This is a genomic window from Rhodococcoides corynebacterioides NBRC 14404, assembly GCF_001894765.1.
In the GTDB taxonomy this organism is placed as follows: Bacteria; Actinomycetota; Actinomycetes; order Mycobacteriales; family Mycobacteriaceae; genus Rhodococcoides; species Rhodococcoides corynebacterioides.
The window spans coordinates 138146-154213 of record NZ_BCWV01000004.1; the positions used below are offsets into that span (position 1 = coordinate 138146).

A 16068-nucleotide genomic window follows, 5' to 3' on the forward strand; every position below is an offset into this window, starting at 1 on the left:
CGAGCTGTTGCTCGGCGTCGTTCCGGTCGGTCACGGCTCGCTCAACAAGCCGTCCGGCGGATCCACCTCGACCACGCGCTCGTCGCGCGAGACGCGCGGCACCATCACCGCCACGAACGGGATCAGCAGCTCGCCACGGTCCGCGTCGCGGGGACGCACGGATAGCAGTTCGCCTGCAGCCGAGTGCAGTACCTCACGGACCGTGCCGATCTCCTCGCCCGCACGCGCGTGGCCCTCCGCGTAGCGCACGGTCATGCCCTCGAGTTCGTGGTCGTAGAACTCGTCGGGGTCCGACGACTCCGGGAGCTCCGCGGTGTCGACGACGAAGAGCGTGCCGCGCAGCGCATCCGCGGACGCCCGGTCGGACACCTCCGCCAGACGCAGCAGAAGCCGCCCGGAATGGTCCCGGGCGGCTTCCACCACGTACTCGGATGTCGACGAGGCACCGCGAGAGCGGCCACGCAGGACGGTGCCCGGCGCGAACCGCTCGTCGGGCTCGTCCGTCCGCACCTCCACGACCACCTCGCCGCGCACTCCGTGCGACTTGGCCACTCGGCCGATCACGAGCTCCACGGACGCCGACTCAGCGATCGGTGTCGATGACGTCGACCCGAATGCCGCGCCCACCGATGCCGGTGACCAGGGTGCGGATGGCCGTGGCGGTCCGACCGCCCCGGCCGATGACCTTGCCGAGATCGTCCGGGTGGACGTGCACCTCGACGGTTCGTCCGCGACGACCGGTGATCATCTCGACGCGGACGTCGTCGGGATTGGAGACGATGCCGCGAACGAGATGCTCGACGGCGTCGGCGACCATCGCGCTCACTTGTCGGCGGACTCGTCGGTCGCGTCGGCGGTCTCGGCCGAGGTGGCCTCGGCGTCGTCGGCCTTGGCGGCCTTCTTCTTCTTCGGCGTGGTGGCCTCGGCGACCGGCTCGTTGTCGGCCGCGGCGAGAGCAGCGTTGAACAGGTCCAGCTTGGACGGGCCCTGCTCCTTCACCTTGAGGGTGCCCTCGGCGCCCGGGAGGCCCTTGAACTTCTGCCAGTCACCGGTGATCTTGAGGATGGCCTCGACGGGCTCGGTCGGCTGCGCACCGACGCCCAGCCAGTACTGCGCGCGCTCGGTGTCGACCTCGATCAGGGAGGGCTCTTCCTTCGGGTGGTACTTGCCGATCGTCTCGATCGCGCGGCCACCACGACGGGTACGCGCATCGGCGACGACGATGCGGTACTGCGGGTTGCGGATCTTGCCGAGACGGGTGAGCTTGATCTTGACTGCCATGGAGAACAGAGCCTCTTTCGTGGTGGTCGCCGGGGCGACCGGAGTTGGTCACGGCGCAATTCAGCGATGCACACGGCGCGTGCACCCGGTTTTGCGATGAAGGGGTGTCGTGACCGCCGCGCGGTACGTAACCGGAGACGGGCGGACAGCGGTCCATTCTGCCAGACCACTGCCCGCCCGTACCAATCCGACCGGCCTCCGGTCGGTTACTCCGCCGGCTTCACCGCCAGCACCGGCTTGTCGCACTGCAGCAACAATCGCTGGGCCGTGCTGCCCATGAGCAGCTTCCCCACCGGAGAACGGTGCCGGATGCCGATCACGAGCAGCTCGGCATCCTCGCGGTCCATCGCGCCGAGCAGGGCCTCGACGGGATCGACGGAGACGTCGCTCTCGATCTCGTGCTCGACTCCCGACGCCGACAGGGTCGATTCGAGCGCATCGACGTCGCTGTCCCCGGCGAACTTGGTGTCCACCAGGGCGTCGCCCCGCGTCGCGTTGACCACGCGCACCCCGGTCCCTCGGACGCGAGCCTCGGCGATGCCGTGGTCGAGCGCGGCGGCCCCGTAGCGATCCGGCGTGTAGCCGACGACGATCATGCGTTCTCCTTCTCTCGGGTGAGCTCCGTGGCGGGGGTGCCGACGCGACCGCGGACGAGGCGGCCGAGAAACGGCGCGACGAGCAGGACGGCGATGACGACGTACACGGCCACCGCGATGGGCTCGGTGAACACACCGCTCCAGTTGCCCTCGTTGAGCTGCAGCGTCTGACGGAGCTGACGCTCGATGCGCGGGCCGAGGATGACGCCGATGATGAGCGGCAGGACGGGCAGTCCGAAGCGTCGCATCATCAGGCCCAGGAGGCCGAAGACCAGCAGCAGCGCCAGGTCGAGCCACTGGAGGTTGACCGCGTAGGCCCCGAGCACGGCGAAGAACAGGATGCCGGCGTAGAGGTAGGGCCGCGGGGTGCGCAGCAGCTTCGCCCACAGCGGGGCGAGCGGCAGGTTCAGCGCCAGCAGCAGGAAGTTGCCGATGAACAAGCTGGCGATCAGGGTCCAGACCAGCAGCGGTTCCTTGTCGAACAGCGTCGGTCCGGGCTGGATGCCGTAGGACACGAACGCGGTCAGCATGACGGCCGCGGTGGCGTTGGTGGGCAGACCCAGCGACAGCATCGGCACCAGGGTGCCCGCGGCGGACGCGTTGTTGGCGGCCTCCGGACCGGCGACGCCCTCGATCGCGCCCTTGCCGAACTGCTCGGGGTGCTTCGTCAGCTTCTTCTCGGTGATGTACGACAGGAACGTGGGCAGCTCGGCGCCGCCGGCGGGGAGGGCACCGAACGGGAAGCCGAAGGCCGTGCCACGCAGCCACGGCTTCCAGGACCGCTTCCAGTCGGCCTTGCCCATCCACGGGCGGCCGACCGGGATGACCTCGGCGGGCTTGCGCCGCAGATGCGCGGCGACCCAGAGGGCTTCGCCGAGCGCGAAGACCGCGACCGCGATGACGACGATGTCGATGCCGTCGGAGAGCAGCGGGATACCGAACGTCGCACGCGGCTGGCCGGTGAGGAAGTCGATCCCGACGAGGCCGATGGCCAGACCGAGCAGCAGCGAGATGCAGCCACGCAGCTTGGACGAACCGAGGACGGCCGTGACCGCCACCAGCGCCAGCAGCATGATCGCCAGGTACGACGGCGCCCCGAGGGACACCGCGAACCGCGAGACGATCGGAGCGAACAGCACCAGGAGCAGCGTGCCGATGGTGCCGGCGACGAAGGATCCGATGGCCGCGGTCGCGAGGGCCTGCGCCGCTCGCCCGGCCTTGGCCATCTTGTTGCCCTCGAGGGCGGTGATGACCGACGACGATTCACCGGGGGTGTTCAACAGGATCGACGTCGTCGATCCGCCGTACATGCCGCCGTAGTAGATGCCGGCGAACATGATGAACGCCGCACTGGGACTGACGTTGTAGGTGATGGGCAGCAGCAGGGCGACGGTCATCGCCGGCCCGATGCCGGGCAGCACGCCCACGGCGGTGCCGAGCAGCACACCGATGCAGGCGTACAGCAGGTTCATCGGCGTCGCCGCCTGGGACAGGCCCTCGAGGAGCCAACTGAGATTGTCCATCAGAGAATTCCGTCCAGAATGCCTGCGGACAGCGGGATTCCGAGTCCGACGTAGAACGCGTAGAAGCTCACCAGCGAGAGCACCAGGCCGATCGCGAGGTTCCGGATCCAGTGCTTGTTGCCGAGAATCGTTGCGGCACCGCCGAACAGCAGCGCACCCATGATCACCCAGCCGAGCACGTCGACCAGCGCGATGGTGGCCACGAAGAGACCGACGAGCAGTCCGACGGTCTTCCAGTCGGCCGGTGCGGAGACGTCGACGTCCTCGCCGCTCTCCGGCTCCGCCCGCGAGCCGCGCAGGGTGGCGATCGCGAGGGCGACCGCGCAGATCAGCATGCCCGCACCGATCACGATGGGGAACAGCTTGGGCCCGACGGGGTCGACCTTCGCGAACTCCGCCGTCAGGTTCATCGCGTCCACGAGGAGGAACACTCCGACCACCACGAGGACGGCGCAGACGCCGAATTGGGCGAGGTCGCGAGGCCGACGAGCGGACGTGTCACCGGACTCGGGTGGCCGGTTCACCGTGGCGGTCACACGAGCCCCAGCTCGGTCAGGGTCGACTCGACCCGCGCGTCCTGCTCCTGCAGGAACGTCTCGAACTCCGGTCCGGTCTCGAAGGCGTCGGTCCATCCGTTGCTCACGAGAGCCTCCTTCCATGCGTCCGTCCCGTGGAGCGTGGTGAGGGCCTCGACCATCTCGGCGCGCACCTCGTCCGACAGTCCGGGAGGCGCGAGAATGCCGCGCCAGTTGGTGAATTCGAGGTCGATGCCGGCCTCGCGCAGCGTCGGCGCGTCGATCCCCGGAACCCGCTCGGAGCCGGACACGGCGAGCACGCGCACCTGGCCGGACTCGATCTGGTCGACGTACTCCCCCAGACCGGAGGTCCCGGCGGCGATCTTGTTGCCCAGCAACGCCGTCAGCAGGTCGCCGCCGCCGTCGTAGGAGATGTAGTTGACGGTCGTGGGATCGATCCCCACCGTCTGCGCGACCTCCATGGGGAAGAGGTGATCGGGCCCACCGGGCGACGAGCCGCCGCCGACGGTGACCGATCCGGGATTCGCGGTCCACGCGGCGACCAGATCGCCGACGGTTCGGAACGGCGAGTCGGCCGGGACCAGGATGCCTTCCTGCTCCTCGATCATCTTCGCCAGCGGCGTCGCATCGGAGACCCGAGCCGCGGACCCGTTGGTGTAGACGGCGCCGACGACACCGAGGCCCATCATCATCATGAGGTCCTCGTTGCCGGCCTCGTTCATCAGGCGCGCCATGGCGACGGTGCCGCCGGCGCCGATGACGTTGAACACCTCGACGCGGCCGGTGATGTCCTCGTCCTCCATGATCTTCACCGCGGTGCGCGCGGTCAGGTCGTACCCGCCACCGGGGCTGTTGGGCACCATCATGCGCAGACGGTGCAACCCCTCTCCCTCGTCGCCGCGGGTCACCCCGCACGACGCCACCAGGAGCAGCAGCGCCAGGGCGGCGATCAGCCTTCTCGGCATCGATCCTCGATTCGTCTCGTTACTGCATGTCAGACTGTGATCGAGAGCAATCATGAGATGCCGCGTGACACACGTCACCCATTCGGTAGCAACGAAAGTAGTGTTCTTTGTGGTCGCCATCCCGCCGCGTCGTCCGGCCTCGCACGGCCCGCCTTCGTGGCCGCCGCCGCCGCTCCCTCGCCGGCCAGGTGCTGGTCCTGCAGCTGGCCGTCGTCGCGGTCGTGCTCGGGGCCGTCGCCGCCGTGTCGGTGCATCAGTCGACGCGGGAGTTCCGGGACCTGCAGGGCGGCCGGATGCTGTCCGTGGCCGAGTCCCTCGCCTCGACGCCGATCGTCCGCGAACAACTCGACGCGCCCCTGGCCGAGCAGGTTCTCGCACCCGACGTCGACCGTGCCGCCGCGCTGTCGGGGGCGACGGTCGCCGAGATCGTCGCCCCCGACGGCCGGGTGCTCGCCTCCACCGACCCGACGCGCGTGCGCGGCACGGCCGATCTCGGTGACAGCGACGCGGTGCGCGGTCGCGGGTGGTACGGCGACGTCACCGTCGACGGCCGCCGATCGATCGCCGGTCACGTCCCGGTTCTCGACACCGACGGGCGTGTTCTCGCCGTGGTCACGGTGTCCGAGAACTACCCGTCGACGTGGATGTTGTTGTCCGGCTCGGGCGCTCGGCTCCTGATCTACCTCGGCATCGGGGCCGGGCTCGGCGCCGTCGGCTCCGTCCTGCTCTCCCGACGCGTCCGCCGCCACACCCTGGGCCTCGAGACGGCCGAGATCGCGACGCTCGCCGATCACCGAGAAGCGTTGTTGCACAGTATCCGCGAAGGCGTGATCGCCGTCGGCACCGACGGTCGGATCACCATGATCAACGACAGCGCCGTGGCCCTGCTCGGGGTCGAACCGGGCGTCGTCGGCCGACCGGTGGACGAGGTCGGCATCGACCCCGGCCTCACCGAGGTGCTGCTGGCGCAGGGCGAGGTCGAGGACCTCGTGATCACCACGGCCACCCGCGTTCTCGCGGTGAACCGTCGCAGCGCGACCATTCGCGGCGACACCGCGACCGGCTCCGATCGACACGGCCGGAGCATCGGTACGGTCACCACCATGCGCGACAGCACCGAGCTCGCCTCGATGCAGAGCCAGTTGACCTCCCACAAGTCGGTCACCGACACTCTGCGGGCCCAGACCCACGAGTTCGCGAACCAGCTGCACACCATCTCCGGACTGGCCCAACTCGGCAGCTACGACGAGGTGACGGCGCTGGTGGGCACGCTCACCCGCCGCCGGGCGGAGATCAGCGAGTCCATCACCGCTCACGTCCTCGACCCGGCCGTGGCCGCGCTGCTGATCGCCAAGACGTCGCTGGCGGCCGAGGTCGGGGTGCGACTCGATCTCGATCCCGCCTCGCACCTGCGCGCGCTGGATCCCGCGTTGTCCACCGACGTCATCACCGTCGTCGGAAACCTGGTCGACAACGCCCTGGACGTCTCGCGCGACTCCGGCGCGGAGCGCATCGTGGTGCGCCTGCAGGACGAGCCCGACCTGCTGGTGGAGGTCACCGACTCCGGACCCGGTGTGCCGCCGGACATGCGGGACCGGGTGTTCTCGCGCGGGGTGACGTCCAAGCCGAACACCCCCGGGGGACGCGGTATCGGTCTCGCTCTGGTCCGACTGGTCAGCGTGCAACACGGCGGCACCGCCGTCGTCGACGACGCAGACACCGGGGGCGCCCGCTTCCGCGTCCGCATCCCGCTCGGCTGATCCCCGTTCCCCGAGAAGAGAGGACCACCGTGCCGACCGTTCTCGTGGTCGACGACGACTTCATGGTCGCCGACATCCACCGTCGTTTCGTCGACCACACCGACGGATTCACTGCCGTCGGGGTCGCCCACACCGCCGCCGCGGCCCTGACCGCCGTGGCGGAACTCGACCCGGACCTGATCCTGCTCGACGTGCATCTGCCCGACACGTCCGGTCTGGACGTCCTCCGACGTCTGCGGGCCGAGAAGAACCCGGTGGGCGTCATCATGATCACGGCCGCACGCGAACTCGACACCGTGGCCGACGCCCTCAGCGGCGGGGCCGCGGACTACCTCATCAAGCCGTTCGAGTACCCCCAGCTCCGCGACAAGTTGGAGTCCTTCCGCATGCGCACCGAGGCGCTCGAATCCGGTGCCGCGGACCAGAATCTGGTCGATTCGCTGTTCGGCAGCGGCGCGTCGACCGACGCTCGCCCCGAGGGTAGGCTGCTCCCGCTGCCGAAGGGGCTGTCGGCGGAGACGGGGCGGTTGGTCCTCGACGCCGTCGCCACCGGCGCCGAACTGTCGGCCTCCGAATGCGCCGAGGCCGTGGGCATCTCACGCGTGAGCGCGCGGCGGTACCTCGAGCACTATCTGGCCACGGGCGCCGTCTCGGTGCGCCTGCAGTACGGCCGGGCCGGGCGGCCCGAACGCCGCTATCGCTCCGGCCGGTGACCCCGGCGCGCGGCGCCGACGGCCGTTCGGGTCACCACACGCGACCGCGAAGAACCACCACGTCGGGCGCCGACAGGACCTCGGGGCCGAGCCGCGGGTCCTCGGTGTGGAACACCAGGTCCGCGGGGGCGCCGTGGTCGATGCCGGCGTGTCCCAGCCACCGCCGCGCCGCCCAACTCGCCGCGCCGAGTGCCTCCGTCGGGGTCATTCCGACTCCGACGAGAGCCGCCACTTCGTCCGCCACGCGGCCGTGTTCGATTCCGCCCCCGGCGTCGGTTCCGGCGTAGATCGGCACGCCTGCGTCGTGCGCGCGCCCCACGGTGTCGGCCACCCGGGCGTGCAGGTCCCGCATGTGACGCGCGTAGACCGGATACTTGCCGGCACTGTCGGCGATGGACGGGAAGGTCTCGATGTTGATGAGCGTGGGCACCAGGGCCGTTCCGTGCTCGGCCATCATCGCGACGGTCTCGTCGGTCAGTCCGGTGCCGTGCTCGATGCAGTCGATCCCTGCGGCGATCATGCCGGGCAGAGCGTCCTCACCGAACACGTGGGCGGTCACCCGGGCCCCTTCCCGGTGCGCCGCGTCGATGGCCTGGCGCAGGATGTCGTCGGTCCAGAGCGGGGCGAGGTCGCCGACCTCGCGGTCGATCCAGTCGCCGACCAGCTTGACCCACCCGTCCCCGAGCCGCGCCTGCTGCGCCACCGCCTCCGGTAGCTGCGACTCGTCCTCGAGGTCGACGGCCAGTCCCGGGATGTAGCGCTTGGGCATCGCGATGTGCCGACCCGCCCGGATGATGCGAGGCAGGTCGTCGTGATCGTCGAGTGCGCGGGTGTCGACGGGCGAGCCGGCGTCGCGCAGCAGCAGCGCGCCCACCTCGCGCTCGCGGGTGGCCTGGGCGAGGGTGCCCGCCTCGTCCTCGTGGCCGCCGCCGTACCGGATCCCGACGTGACAGTGCGCGTCCACCAGTCCGGGCAGGATCCAGCCACCGTCGGCGACCGTGACGGCACCCGGAACCGGATCGAGGGAGATCAGGCCGTCCCGCACCCAGACGTCGACGGGCTCGGTCGACTCGCCGTCCCCGCCCAGCAGCGCGCCGCGCAGGTGCAGGTTCGGGCCGATCCGCACGAGCCGCCTACTTCTTCGGCAGCTTCAGCTGGGAGAGGTCGAAACCCTCGAGTCCCGGCGGCAACTGGTCCAGTCCCTTGGGCATGGACGACAGGTCGGGCATCCCGGCGGGCAGGCCACCGGGAAAACCGCCCCGTGCCTTCGGCGGCGTGGGTCCGCGACCACCCTTCTTGCCCTTCTTGCCCTTCTTGGACCGCTGCACCTGCTTGCGCGCCCCGGGCATACCCATGCGGCCCGCCATCGACGCCATCATCTTGCGGGCCTCGAAGAAGCGATCGACGAGCTGGTTGACGTCGGACACCTTGACGCCCGAACCGTTCGCGATGCGCAGGCGACGGGACGCGTTGATGATCTTGGGATCCGCGCGCTCGGCCGGCGTCATGCCGCGGATGATGGCCTGCACGCGGTCGAGCTGCTTGTCGTCGACGGACGCCAGTGCGTCCTTCATCTGGCCCGCGCCGGGGAGCATGCCGAGCAGGTTGCCGATGGGGCCCATCTTGCGGATCGCCATCATCTGCTCGAGGAAGTCCTCGAGGGTGAGCTGACCCGAGCCGATCTTGGCCGCGGTGTCCTCGGCCTGCTTCGCGTCGAAGACCGTCTCGGCCTGCTCGATGAGGCTGAGCAGGTCGCCCATTCCGAGGATCCGGCCGGCCATCCGGTCCGGATGGAAGACGTCGAAGTCCTCGAGCTTCTCGCCGGTGGAGGCGAACATGATCGGTCGGCCCGTGACCTCGCGGACGGACAGGGCCGCGCCGCCGCGGGCGTCGCCGTCGAGCTTGGTCAGCACGACGCCGGTGAATCCGACTCCGTCCTGGAACGCCTCGGCGGTGCTGACGGCGTCCTGACCGATCATCGCGTCGAGGACGAACAGCACCTCGTCCGGCTCGGTCGCGTCGCGGATCCCCGCCGCCTGGCCCATCAACTCCGAGTCGATACCCAGGCGGCCGGCGGTGTCGATGATGACCACGTCGTGCTGCTTGGCGCGGGCCTCGGCGACACCGGCCCGGGCGACCTCCACCGGATCCGCCGCGGACACGCCGAGTGCGTTCTCGCCGCCGCCGATCGAGGTTCCGGGGTGCGGAGCGAACACCGACGCACCGGCCCGCTCGCCGACGATCTGCAGTTGCGACACGGCGCCGGGACGCTGGAGATCGCACGCCACCAGGAGCGGGGTGTGGTTCTGCGTCTTCAACCAGCGCGCGAGCTTGCCCGCCAGGGTGGTCTTACCGGAACCCTGCAGGCCGGCCAGCATGATGACCGTCGGCGGGTTCTTCGCGAACGTCAACCGCCGGGTCTCGCCGCCCAGGATGCCGACCAGCTCGTCGTTGACGATCTTGACCACCTGCTGAGCAGGGTTGAGTGCGGCGGAGACCTCCGCGCCCTTCGCGCGCTCCTTGATCCGAGCGATGAACGCGCGGACCACCGGCAGGGCGACGTCGGCGTCGAGGAGCGCCAACCGGATCTCACGGCACACCGCGTCGATGTCGGACGCCGACAGCCGACCCTTGCCTCGCAGATCCTTGAGGCTTCCGGTCAATCTGTCGGACAGTGATTCGAACACCGATGACGCTCCTGAATTTCCGCGGACGACGTGCTCACCCAGCCTAACGGTCGTGGCCGACGGCCGTGGCGACCAGGTGCTAGGGCCGGTCGTCGTCCTCGGCGGGCGGAGCAGGAGCGGGTACCACCGCGAGCAGGCTCCGTTCGATCTCGCCGCGCACGACCGAGGCGGGCTCGCCTCCCCCGGACAGATCCACCCCGAAGGCGTCGATCACCGACGTGCCGCGGGTGGCGACCTTGGCCCACAGGACATCGGTCCCGTGCGTCTCGAACACCGCGGCCAGACGACACAGCAGGCCCGGACGATCCTCCGCCCGCACCTCGACGACGGCCTGCGCGGGATCCTCCCCGTCGAACCAGAGAATGCGCGGCGGCGCCTGGGCATGCAGGGGCAGACCCCCGACTGCTCGAGGCACGGTCGCGGGGTCGGGGAGCAACCCCGGTGTCGACGCCGATCGGGCCTCCGCCTCCTTGGCGTCCAGCCGTTCGAGGAGAGGCAGGTCGCCGTCGAGCGATCGGATCAGCTCCTGACGGAGCAGCCCCGGTTCCGGCGGGCTGCCGAAGGCCGGGCTGACGACGAAGCGATTCACCGCATGACCCCGCGCGCTGGTCACCGAGGCGGACAGCACCCGCAGCGACGCCAGGGCGAGCACCCCGGCCGCATTGGAGAGCAGTCCGCGACGGTCCGGCGCGACGACGGTCACGTCGAACGTGTGCGGTGCGTCGGTCGGCGTCAGATCGACCACGACGCCCTCGTCGGCGCGCGCCAGCAACGCCGGGTCCACCGGATCGGGCTCGGGCAGGGCCTCCCCCGCCACGACCAGTCGGCATCGGTGCACGAGATCACCGATGAGCGACGCCTTCCACTCGCCCCAGACGCCGGGGCCGGTGGCGATCGAGTCGGCCTCGGCGAGAGCGTGGAGCAATTCCAGCAGCCGGGCATCACCGCCGAGCGTGTCGACGACGCGCTCCACGGTGGCGGGATCGTCGAGATCGCGCCGCGTCGCGGTGTCCGGCAGCAGCAAATGGTGGCGCACCATCGCCACCACCACCGCGAGGTCCGACGGCCACAGCCCGAGACGCCGACCGATCTGCGCCGCGATGTCCGCACCCACCACGCTGTGGTCGCCGCCGCGCCCCTTGCCGATGTCGTGCAGCAAGGCCCCGAGCACCAGGAGATCCGGTCGTGCGACGCGGGTGGTCAGGCCGGAGGCGACGGCGGCGGTCTCCACCAGATGCCGGTCGACGGTCCAGGTGTGCACGGCGTCGCGAGGCGGAAGATCGCGCACCGCGCCCCATTCCGGCATCAGACGGCCCCACAGTCCGGTGCGGTCGAGGGCCTCGATCACGGCGACGGCGCGACTGCCGGACCCCAGGACGACCAGCAGATCGTCCACCGCTTCCTTCGGCCACGGTTCCCGCAGTTCCGGTGCGCTGTCGGACAGTCGACGCAAGGTCGAGGCGGACATCGGCAGCCCCGTCACCGCCGCCGCCGCCGCGACCCGCATGATCAGACCCGGGTCCTTGGTCGGTCGCGCATCGCGAGCGAGCACCACCTCGCCCGCGTGCTCCACGACACCCTCGTCGAGCGGGCGCCGCACCGGAACCAGGCGCAGCCGCGAAAGCCCGCGCCGCGGAAGCGCATTGGCCGCGGTCCGCAGTCCCACGTCGACGGAGTACCCGATGGTGCGTGCCGCATCGGTGAGCACCCGAGCCAGATCGAAGCGATCGCCGAGCCGCAGGGCGGCCGCGATCTCGTCGGCGTCCTGGGCCCGCAGATGATCGCGACCCCGCCCGGCGACCCGGTGGAGCTCGGTGCGCACGTCGAGAATCCGCCGATGTGCTTCCTGCACACCGCCACTCGGAGAGTCGGGTCCCAGACCGGGCATCGCGTCGGTCACCTGGGCGAGCGACAGGGCATCGAGCAGTTGGACGTCACGAAGACCACCGCGACCGCTCTTGAGGTCGGGCTCGGCGCGATGGGCGATGTCGCCGCTGCGGTTCCATCGGGCTCGGGTCGCCTCCTCGAGGTCGGGGAACCGATCACGTATCCCGCTGCGCCACTGGCGCACGATGCCCGAGACGACGGCGGTGGACAGCTCCTTGTCACCGACGATGTGGCGCGCGTCCAGCAGACCGAGCGCGGCGGTGAGATCGGATGCCGCCACGTCCAGCGCCTGACCGGGGGTCCGCACGCTGTGATCGAGCCCGATGTGGGCGTCCCACAGGGGATACCAGAGCTTGTCCGCGACATCCGAGACCAGAGCAGGCTCCATGTCGTCGTGCAGGAGCACCAGATCGAGGTCGGAGAACGGCAACATCTCGCGCCGGGCGAGCCCGCCCACCGCGAGAACCGCGAACCCGCTGTCCGGGGTGATCCCCACCTCGGAAGCAGTGGTGGTGAGCCACAATTCGAAGAGGTCGGTCAGCGCTTCGCGGAGTGCCGGAGCAGACAGGCGCGTGCGCCCGCGGCCCTCCAGGAGCTTGGTCCGCGCCCGCACCAGATCCGTGGCACCGGCGGTGGTGCCGCTCGCTCGTTCCGCAGCCATCTCGTGTCCTCTCGGGTCCGCCGGAAATCGGTGACGCTCTCACGGGACCGGCCGCGACCCCACCTCGTCGTCGGGTGGAATCACGGCCGGTCCAGCGGAACAGGGGTCAGAGCGCGTCGGTGCCGCGCTCCCCCGTCCGCACCCGGACCACGGCCTCGACCGGCGAGACCCAGACCTTGCCGTCGCCGATCTTGCCGGTGCGTGCCGCCTCGACGATCACCTCGACCACCTTGTCCACGGCCGCGTCGTCGACGACGACCTCCACCCGCACCTTCGGTACGAAGTCCACCGAGTACTCCGCACCGCGGTAGACCTCGGTGTGGCCCTTCTGCCGGCCGTACCCTTGGACCTCGCTCACGGTCATGCCGAGGATCCCGGCCTGCTCGAGACCCGTCTTGACGTCCTCGAGGGTGAACGGCTTGACGATTGCGGTGATCAACTTCATCTCACGCCTCCTTGGCGGGCACGCGGCCCATGGAAGATCCGCCGAGAGCTGCGAAGTCGTAGCCCGTCTCGGCGTGTTCGGATTCATCGGCGCCGAGGGACTCGCCCTCGTCGTCGATGCGCAGGCCCACGGTGTACTTGACGATGAGCGCCACGATGGCTGTTCCCACCAGAGAGTAGAGCAGGACCGCGCCCGCACCGACGAGCTGCGCCCACAGCTGCGACGCGCCGCCGCCGTAGAACAGTCCGGAGACACCGGCCGGGGCCTCCTCGGTGGCGACGAAGCCGACCAGGATGGTGCCCACCAGACCGCCGACGAGGTGGACACCCACGACGTCGAGCGAGTCGTCGTAGCCGAAGCGGAACTTCAGGCCGACCGCGAGGGCGCAGAGCACACCGGAGACCACGCCGATGACCAGGGCGCCGAGGATGTTGACCGAGCTGCAGGCCGGGGTGATGGCCACCAGACCGGCGACGATGCCCGACGCGCCGCCCAGGGAGGTGGCGTGTCCGTCGCGGATGCGCTCGGTGAGCAGCCAGGCGAGCATCGCGGCCGCGGTGGCGGCGATGGTGGTGACGAAGGTGGCACCGGCGATGCCGTTGGAACCCACGGCGGAGCCGGCGTTGAAGCCGAACCACCCGAACCACAGGAGGCCGGCACCGAGCATGACGAACGGGAGGTTGTGCGGGCGGAACGGCGTCTTCGGCCATCCCTTGCGCTTGCCGAGGATCAGCGCGAGAACCAGACCGGCCGCGCCGGCGTTGATGTGGACGGCGGTACCACCGGCGAAGTCGATCGCCTCGACCTTGTTGGCGATCCAGCCACCGGTTTGCGTGGTGACCTCGTCGAAGGAGAACACCCAGTGCGCGACGGGGAAGTAGACGAACGTCGCCCAGAGTGCGGCGAAGAGCATCCACGGTCCGAAGCGCAGACGGTCCGCCACCGCACCGGAGATCAGAGCCACCGTCAGGATGGCGAACATGGCCTGGAAGGAGACGAACACCGTGGCGGGAATGGTGCCCACCAGCGGGATCGCCGCGTCCACGACGGCCCCGGCCTCGTCCTCGCCGGCCAGGTAGGTGCCGCCGATCAGACCCTTCAGGCCGAAGAACTGCAGGGGATCACCGACGATGCCGGCCTTGTCCTCGCCGAAGACCATCGAGTAGCCGTACAGCACCCACAGCACGCCCACGACACCCATCGCGGACACGCTCATCATGATCATGTTCAGCACGCTCTTCGCACGGACCATGCCGCCGTAGAAGAACGCCAGTCCGGGGACCATGAGCAACACGAACGCCGCGCTGGTCAGCATCCATGCTGTGTCACCGGTGTCGGGTGCACCGATTACGGGGAAATCCACCTCGAGCCTCCTCCTTGTACCTCGGCCCAGCCGACGGTGGCTGAATACCTGAGGAGAAGAGTGCTCAGTGGCTGTTTCCGTGGCGACACCACGGAGTTTCGGCCGTGTGAACGCCGCGACCCATCATGTTGCGAACGTGTTGCGCGGGGCGCCCGGGTCGGATCCGAGCCGGATCCGAGCCGGACCCGAGCCCGATCAGCCCAGCAGCGCGTCCACGAACGCGGCCGGATCGAAGGGCGCGAGATCGTCCGCGCCCTCGCCCAGCCCGACCAGTTTCACGGGCACGCCCAGCTCGCGCTGCACCTGGAAGACGATGCCGCCCTTCGCGGTTCCGTCGAGCTTGGTCAGGACCACACCGGTGATGTCGACCACCTGCGCGAACACGCGGGCCTGCGCCAGGCCGTTCTGCCCGATGGTCGCGTCGAGCACCAGCAGCACGTCGTCCACCGGGGCCTTCTTCTCGATGACGCGCTTGACCTTGCCGAGTTCGTCCATCAGGCCGGTCTTGGTGTGCAGGCGACCCGCGGTGTCGACGAGGACGCAGTCGACCCCGTCGGCGATCCCGCGGCTCACCGCGTCGAACGCCACGGCGGCGGGGTCCGCCCCCTCCTTGCCCCGGACCACGTCGGCGCCCACGCGCTCCGCCCACGTCTGCAACTGATCGGCGGCCGCGGCGCGGAAGGTGTCGGCCGCACCGAGAATCACACGTCGGCCGTCGGCCACCAGGACGCGAGCGAGTTTGCCCGTCGTGGTCGTCTTGCCCGTTCCGTTGACACCGACGACCAGGAGCACCGACGGGCGATCACCGTGCGGAAGCGCGCGGATCGAGCGATCGAACGACGGCGTGAGCTGGTCGATCAGCACCTCGCGCAGCAGGGCTCGGGCCTCGCTCTCGGTCCGGACGTTGCGCGCGGCCATCTGCTCCCGCAGGGTGGCGACGATCTCGCTGGTCGCCGCGCTGCCGAGGTCCGCCACGAGGAGCGTGTCCTCGACCTCCTCCCAGGAATCCTCGTCGAGGTCGCCGCCACCGAGCAGGCCCAGCAACGAGCGGCCGACGGCGTTCTGCGAGCGCGAGAGTCGGCCGCGCAGCCGGTGCAGACGACCCTCGGTGGGATCGATGTCGTCGATCGCGGGCGCGGCAGCGGGTTCCGGGGTGACCGTGGGCTCGGGGGTGACCGTGGGCTCGGGGGTGAGCGTGGGCTCGGGGGTGACCGTGGGCTCGGGGGTGACCGTGGGCTCGGGGGTGACCGTGGGTTCGGGCTCGGCGACCGGCTCGGGGGCGGTCGCGGGCTCCGGCAGGGTGACGTCGGTGATCCCGCGCTTCGGCGCGTCCCGCGGAACCGATGCGTCGTCGCCGACTCGCGGCTGGTCGTCGGTGTCGGTGCGCTCCCCCACCGGATCGGGCCGGGTGGGTTCCCGGCGCACCGGCTCGGGCGGTGCCGCCGTGCCCTGCGAGAAGTCGAAGCCGGTGCTTGCCTTGTATCCACCGGACCGATCGACTTCCCGCGGCTTCTCCTCGGTGTCACCGCGGAGCGAGATCCGACGACGGCGAGCCAACACCGATCCGACGACGAGCACGACGACGAGAAGTGCCAGGACAGCGGCTACGACGATCCAGAGTTCGGTGGTCACGTCCACCAGTGTCTCAGGA

Annotated in this window: 15 protein-coding genes; 2 read left to right on the plus strand and 13 right to left on the minus strand. The window is 70.0% G+C overall.

What is annotated here, in order from left to right:
* Positions 1–30: 30 nt before the first annotated feature.
* From rimM to RC2_RS10010, 7 genes are all read right to left on the minus strand, one after another.
* Positions 31–573, minus strand: coding sequence for a ribosome maturation factor RimM (rimM, locus tag RC2_RS09980; RefSeq protein WP_068150367.1), 543 nt, complete (start codon positions 571–573; stop codon positions 31–33).
* Between the two features lie 10 nt (positions 574–583).
* Positions 584–826, minus strand: a complete 243-nt coding sequence (locus RC2_RS09985; RefSeq protein ID WP_068100637.1) for an RNA-binding protein — start codon at positions 824–826, stop codon at positions 584–586.
* On the minus strand, positions 823–1281 hold the full coding sequence (gene rpsP / locus RC2_RS09990) for a 30S ribosomal protein S16 (protein ID WP_068150364.1): 459 nt from the start codon (positions 1279–1281) through the stop codon (positions 823–825). Before rpsP ends, RC2_RS09985 begins: the two co-directional genes overlap by 4 nt.
* Positions 1282–1487: 206 nt before the next feature.
* On the minus strand, positions 1488–1877 hold the full coding sequence (locus RC2_RS09995) for a universal stress protein (RefSeq protein ID WP_068150361.1): 390 nt from the start codon (positions 1875–1877) through the stop codon (positions 1488–1490).
* Positions 1874–3400: a tripartite tricarboxylate transporter permease gene (locus RC2_RS10000; protein WP_068150359.1), complete on the minus strand. Its 1527-nt coding sequence runs from the start codon at positions 3398–3400 to the stop codon at positions 1874–1876. Before RC2_RS10000 ends, RC2_RS09995 begins: the two co-directional genes overlap by 4 nt.
* On the minus strand, positions 3400–3936 hold the full coding sequence (locus RC2_RS10005) for a tripartite tricarboxylate transporter TctB family protein (protein ID WP_245811062.1): 537 nt from the start codon (positions 3934–3936) through the stop codon (positions 3400–3402). The genes RC2_RS10000 and RC2_RS10005 overlap by 1 nt, the downstream gene beginning before the upstream one ends.
* Positions 3933–4901, minus strand: a complete 969-nt coding sequence (locus RC2_RS10010; protein ID WP_068150357.1) for a Bug family tripartite tricarboxylate transporter substrate binding protein — start codon at positions 4899–4901, stop codon at positions 3933–3935. The genes RC2_RS10005 and RC2_RS10010 overlap by 4 nt, the downstream gene beginning before the upstream one ends.
* Positions 4902–5008: 107 nt before the next feature.
* On the opposite strand from RC2_RS10010, the gene RC2_RS10015 reads away from it, so the two are divergent.
* Positions 5009–6661 carry a sensor histidine kinase gene (locus tag RC2_RS10015; protein WP_082895622.1) on the plus strand — a complete coding sequence of 551 codons (1653 nt, stop codon included), beginning with the start codon at positions 5009–5011 and terminating at the stop codon, positions 6659–6661.
* A 29-nt stretch (positions 6662–6690) separates the two neighbouring features.
* Positions 6691–7374 (plus strand): response regulator, encoded by a 684-nt coding sequence (locus tag RC2_RS10020; RefSeq protein ID WP_139277338.1) that lies wholly within the window; start codon positions 6691–6693, stop codon positions 7372–7374.
* Positions 7375–7405: 31 nt separating this feature from the next.
* On the opposite strand, the gene RC2_RS10025 is transcribed toward RC2_RS10020, so the two are convergent.
* The 6 genes from RC2_RS10025 to ftsY form a co-directional block, all read right to left on the minus strand.
* Positions 7406–8482: an amidohydrolase family protein gene (locus RC2_RS10025; RefSeq protein WP_068150389.1), complete on the minus strand. Its 1077-nt coding sequence runs from the start codon at positions 8480–8482 to the stop codon at positions 7406–7408.
* Between the two features lie 25 nt (positions 8483–8507).
* Positions 8508–10061 carry a signal recognition particle protein gene (gene ffh / locus RC2_RS10030; protein ID WP_068150353.1) on the minus strand — a complete coding sequence of 518 codons (1554 nt, stop codon included), beginning with the start codon at positions 10059–10061 and terminating at the stop codon, positions 8508–8510.
* A gap of 79 nt (positions 10062–10140) precedes the next feature.
* Complete coding sequence (locus tag RC2_RS10035; protein WP_068150348.1) at positions 10141–12609, minus strand: [protein-PII] uridylyltransferase; 2469 nt, start codon at positions 12607–12609, stop codon at positions 10141–10143.
* Positions 12610–12715: 106 nt separating this feature from the next.
* Positions 12716–13054, minus strand: coding sequence for a P-II family nitrogen regulator (locus RC2_RS10040; protein WP_068100623.1), 339 nt, complete (start codon positions 13052–13054; stop codon positions 12716–12718).
* Position 13055: 1 nt separating this feature from the next.
* Positions 13056–14369 carry an ammonium transporter gene (locus RC2_RS10045; protein WP_261767616.1) on the minus strand — a complete coding sequence of 438 codons (1314 nt, stop codon included), beginning with the start codon at positions 14367–14369 and terminating at the stop codon, positions 13056–13058.
* A gap of 243 nt (positions 14370–14612) precedes the next feature.
* Positions 14613–16058, minus strand: a complete 1446-nt coding sequence (ftsY, locus tag RC2_RS10050) for a signal recognition particle-docking protein FtsY (RefSeq protein WP_174552322.1) — start codon at positions 16056–16058, stop codon at positions 14613–14615.
* Between the last annotated feature and the right edge of the window lie 10 nt (positions 16059–16068).

Coding starts and splice junctions, on each gene's coding strand:
- RC2_RS10035 (WP_068150348.1), bottom strand. CDS start 12,609: ATGGCTGCGGAACGAGCGAGCGGCACCACCGCCGGTGCCACGGATCTG.
- RC2_RS10040 (WP_068100623.1), bottom strand. CDS start 13,054: ATGAAGTTGATCACCGCAATCGTCAAGCCGTTCACCCTCGAGGACGTC.
- RC2_RS09995 (WP_068150361.1), bottom strand. CDS start 1,877: ATGATCGTCGTCGGCTACACGCCGGATCGCTACGGGGCCGCCGCGCTC.
- RC2_RS10000 (WP_068150359.1), bottom strand. CDS start 3,400: ATGGACAATCTCAGTTGGCTCCTCGAGGGCCTGTCCCAGGCGGCGACG.
- rpsP (WP_068150364.1), bottom strand. CDS start 1,281: ATGGCAGTCAAGATCAAGCTCACCCGTCTCGGCAAGATCCGCAACCCG.
- RC2_RS10045 (WP_261767616.1), bottom strand. CDS start 14,369: ATGCTGACCAGCGCGGCGTTCGTGTTGCTCATGGTCCCCGGACTGGCG.
- RC2_RS10010 (WP_068150357.1), bottom strand. CDS start 4,901: ATGCCGAGAAGGCTGATCGCCGCCCTGGCGCTGCTGCTCCTGGTGGCG.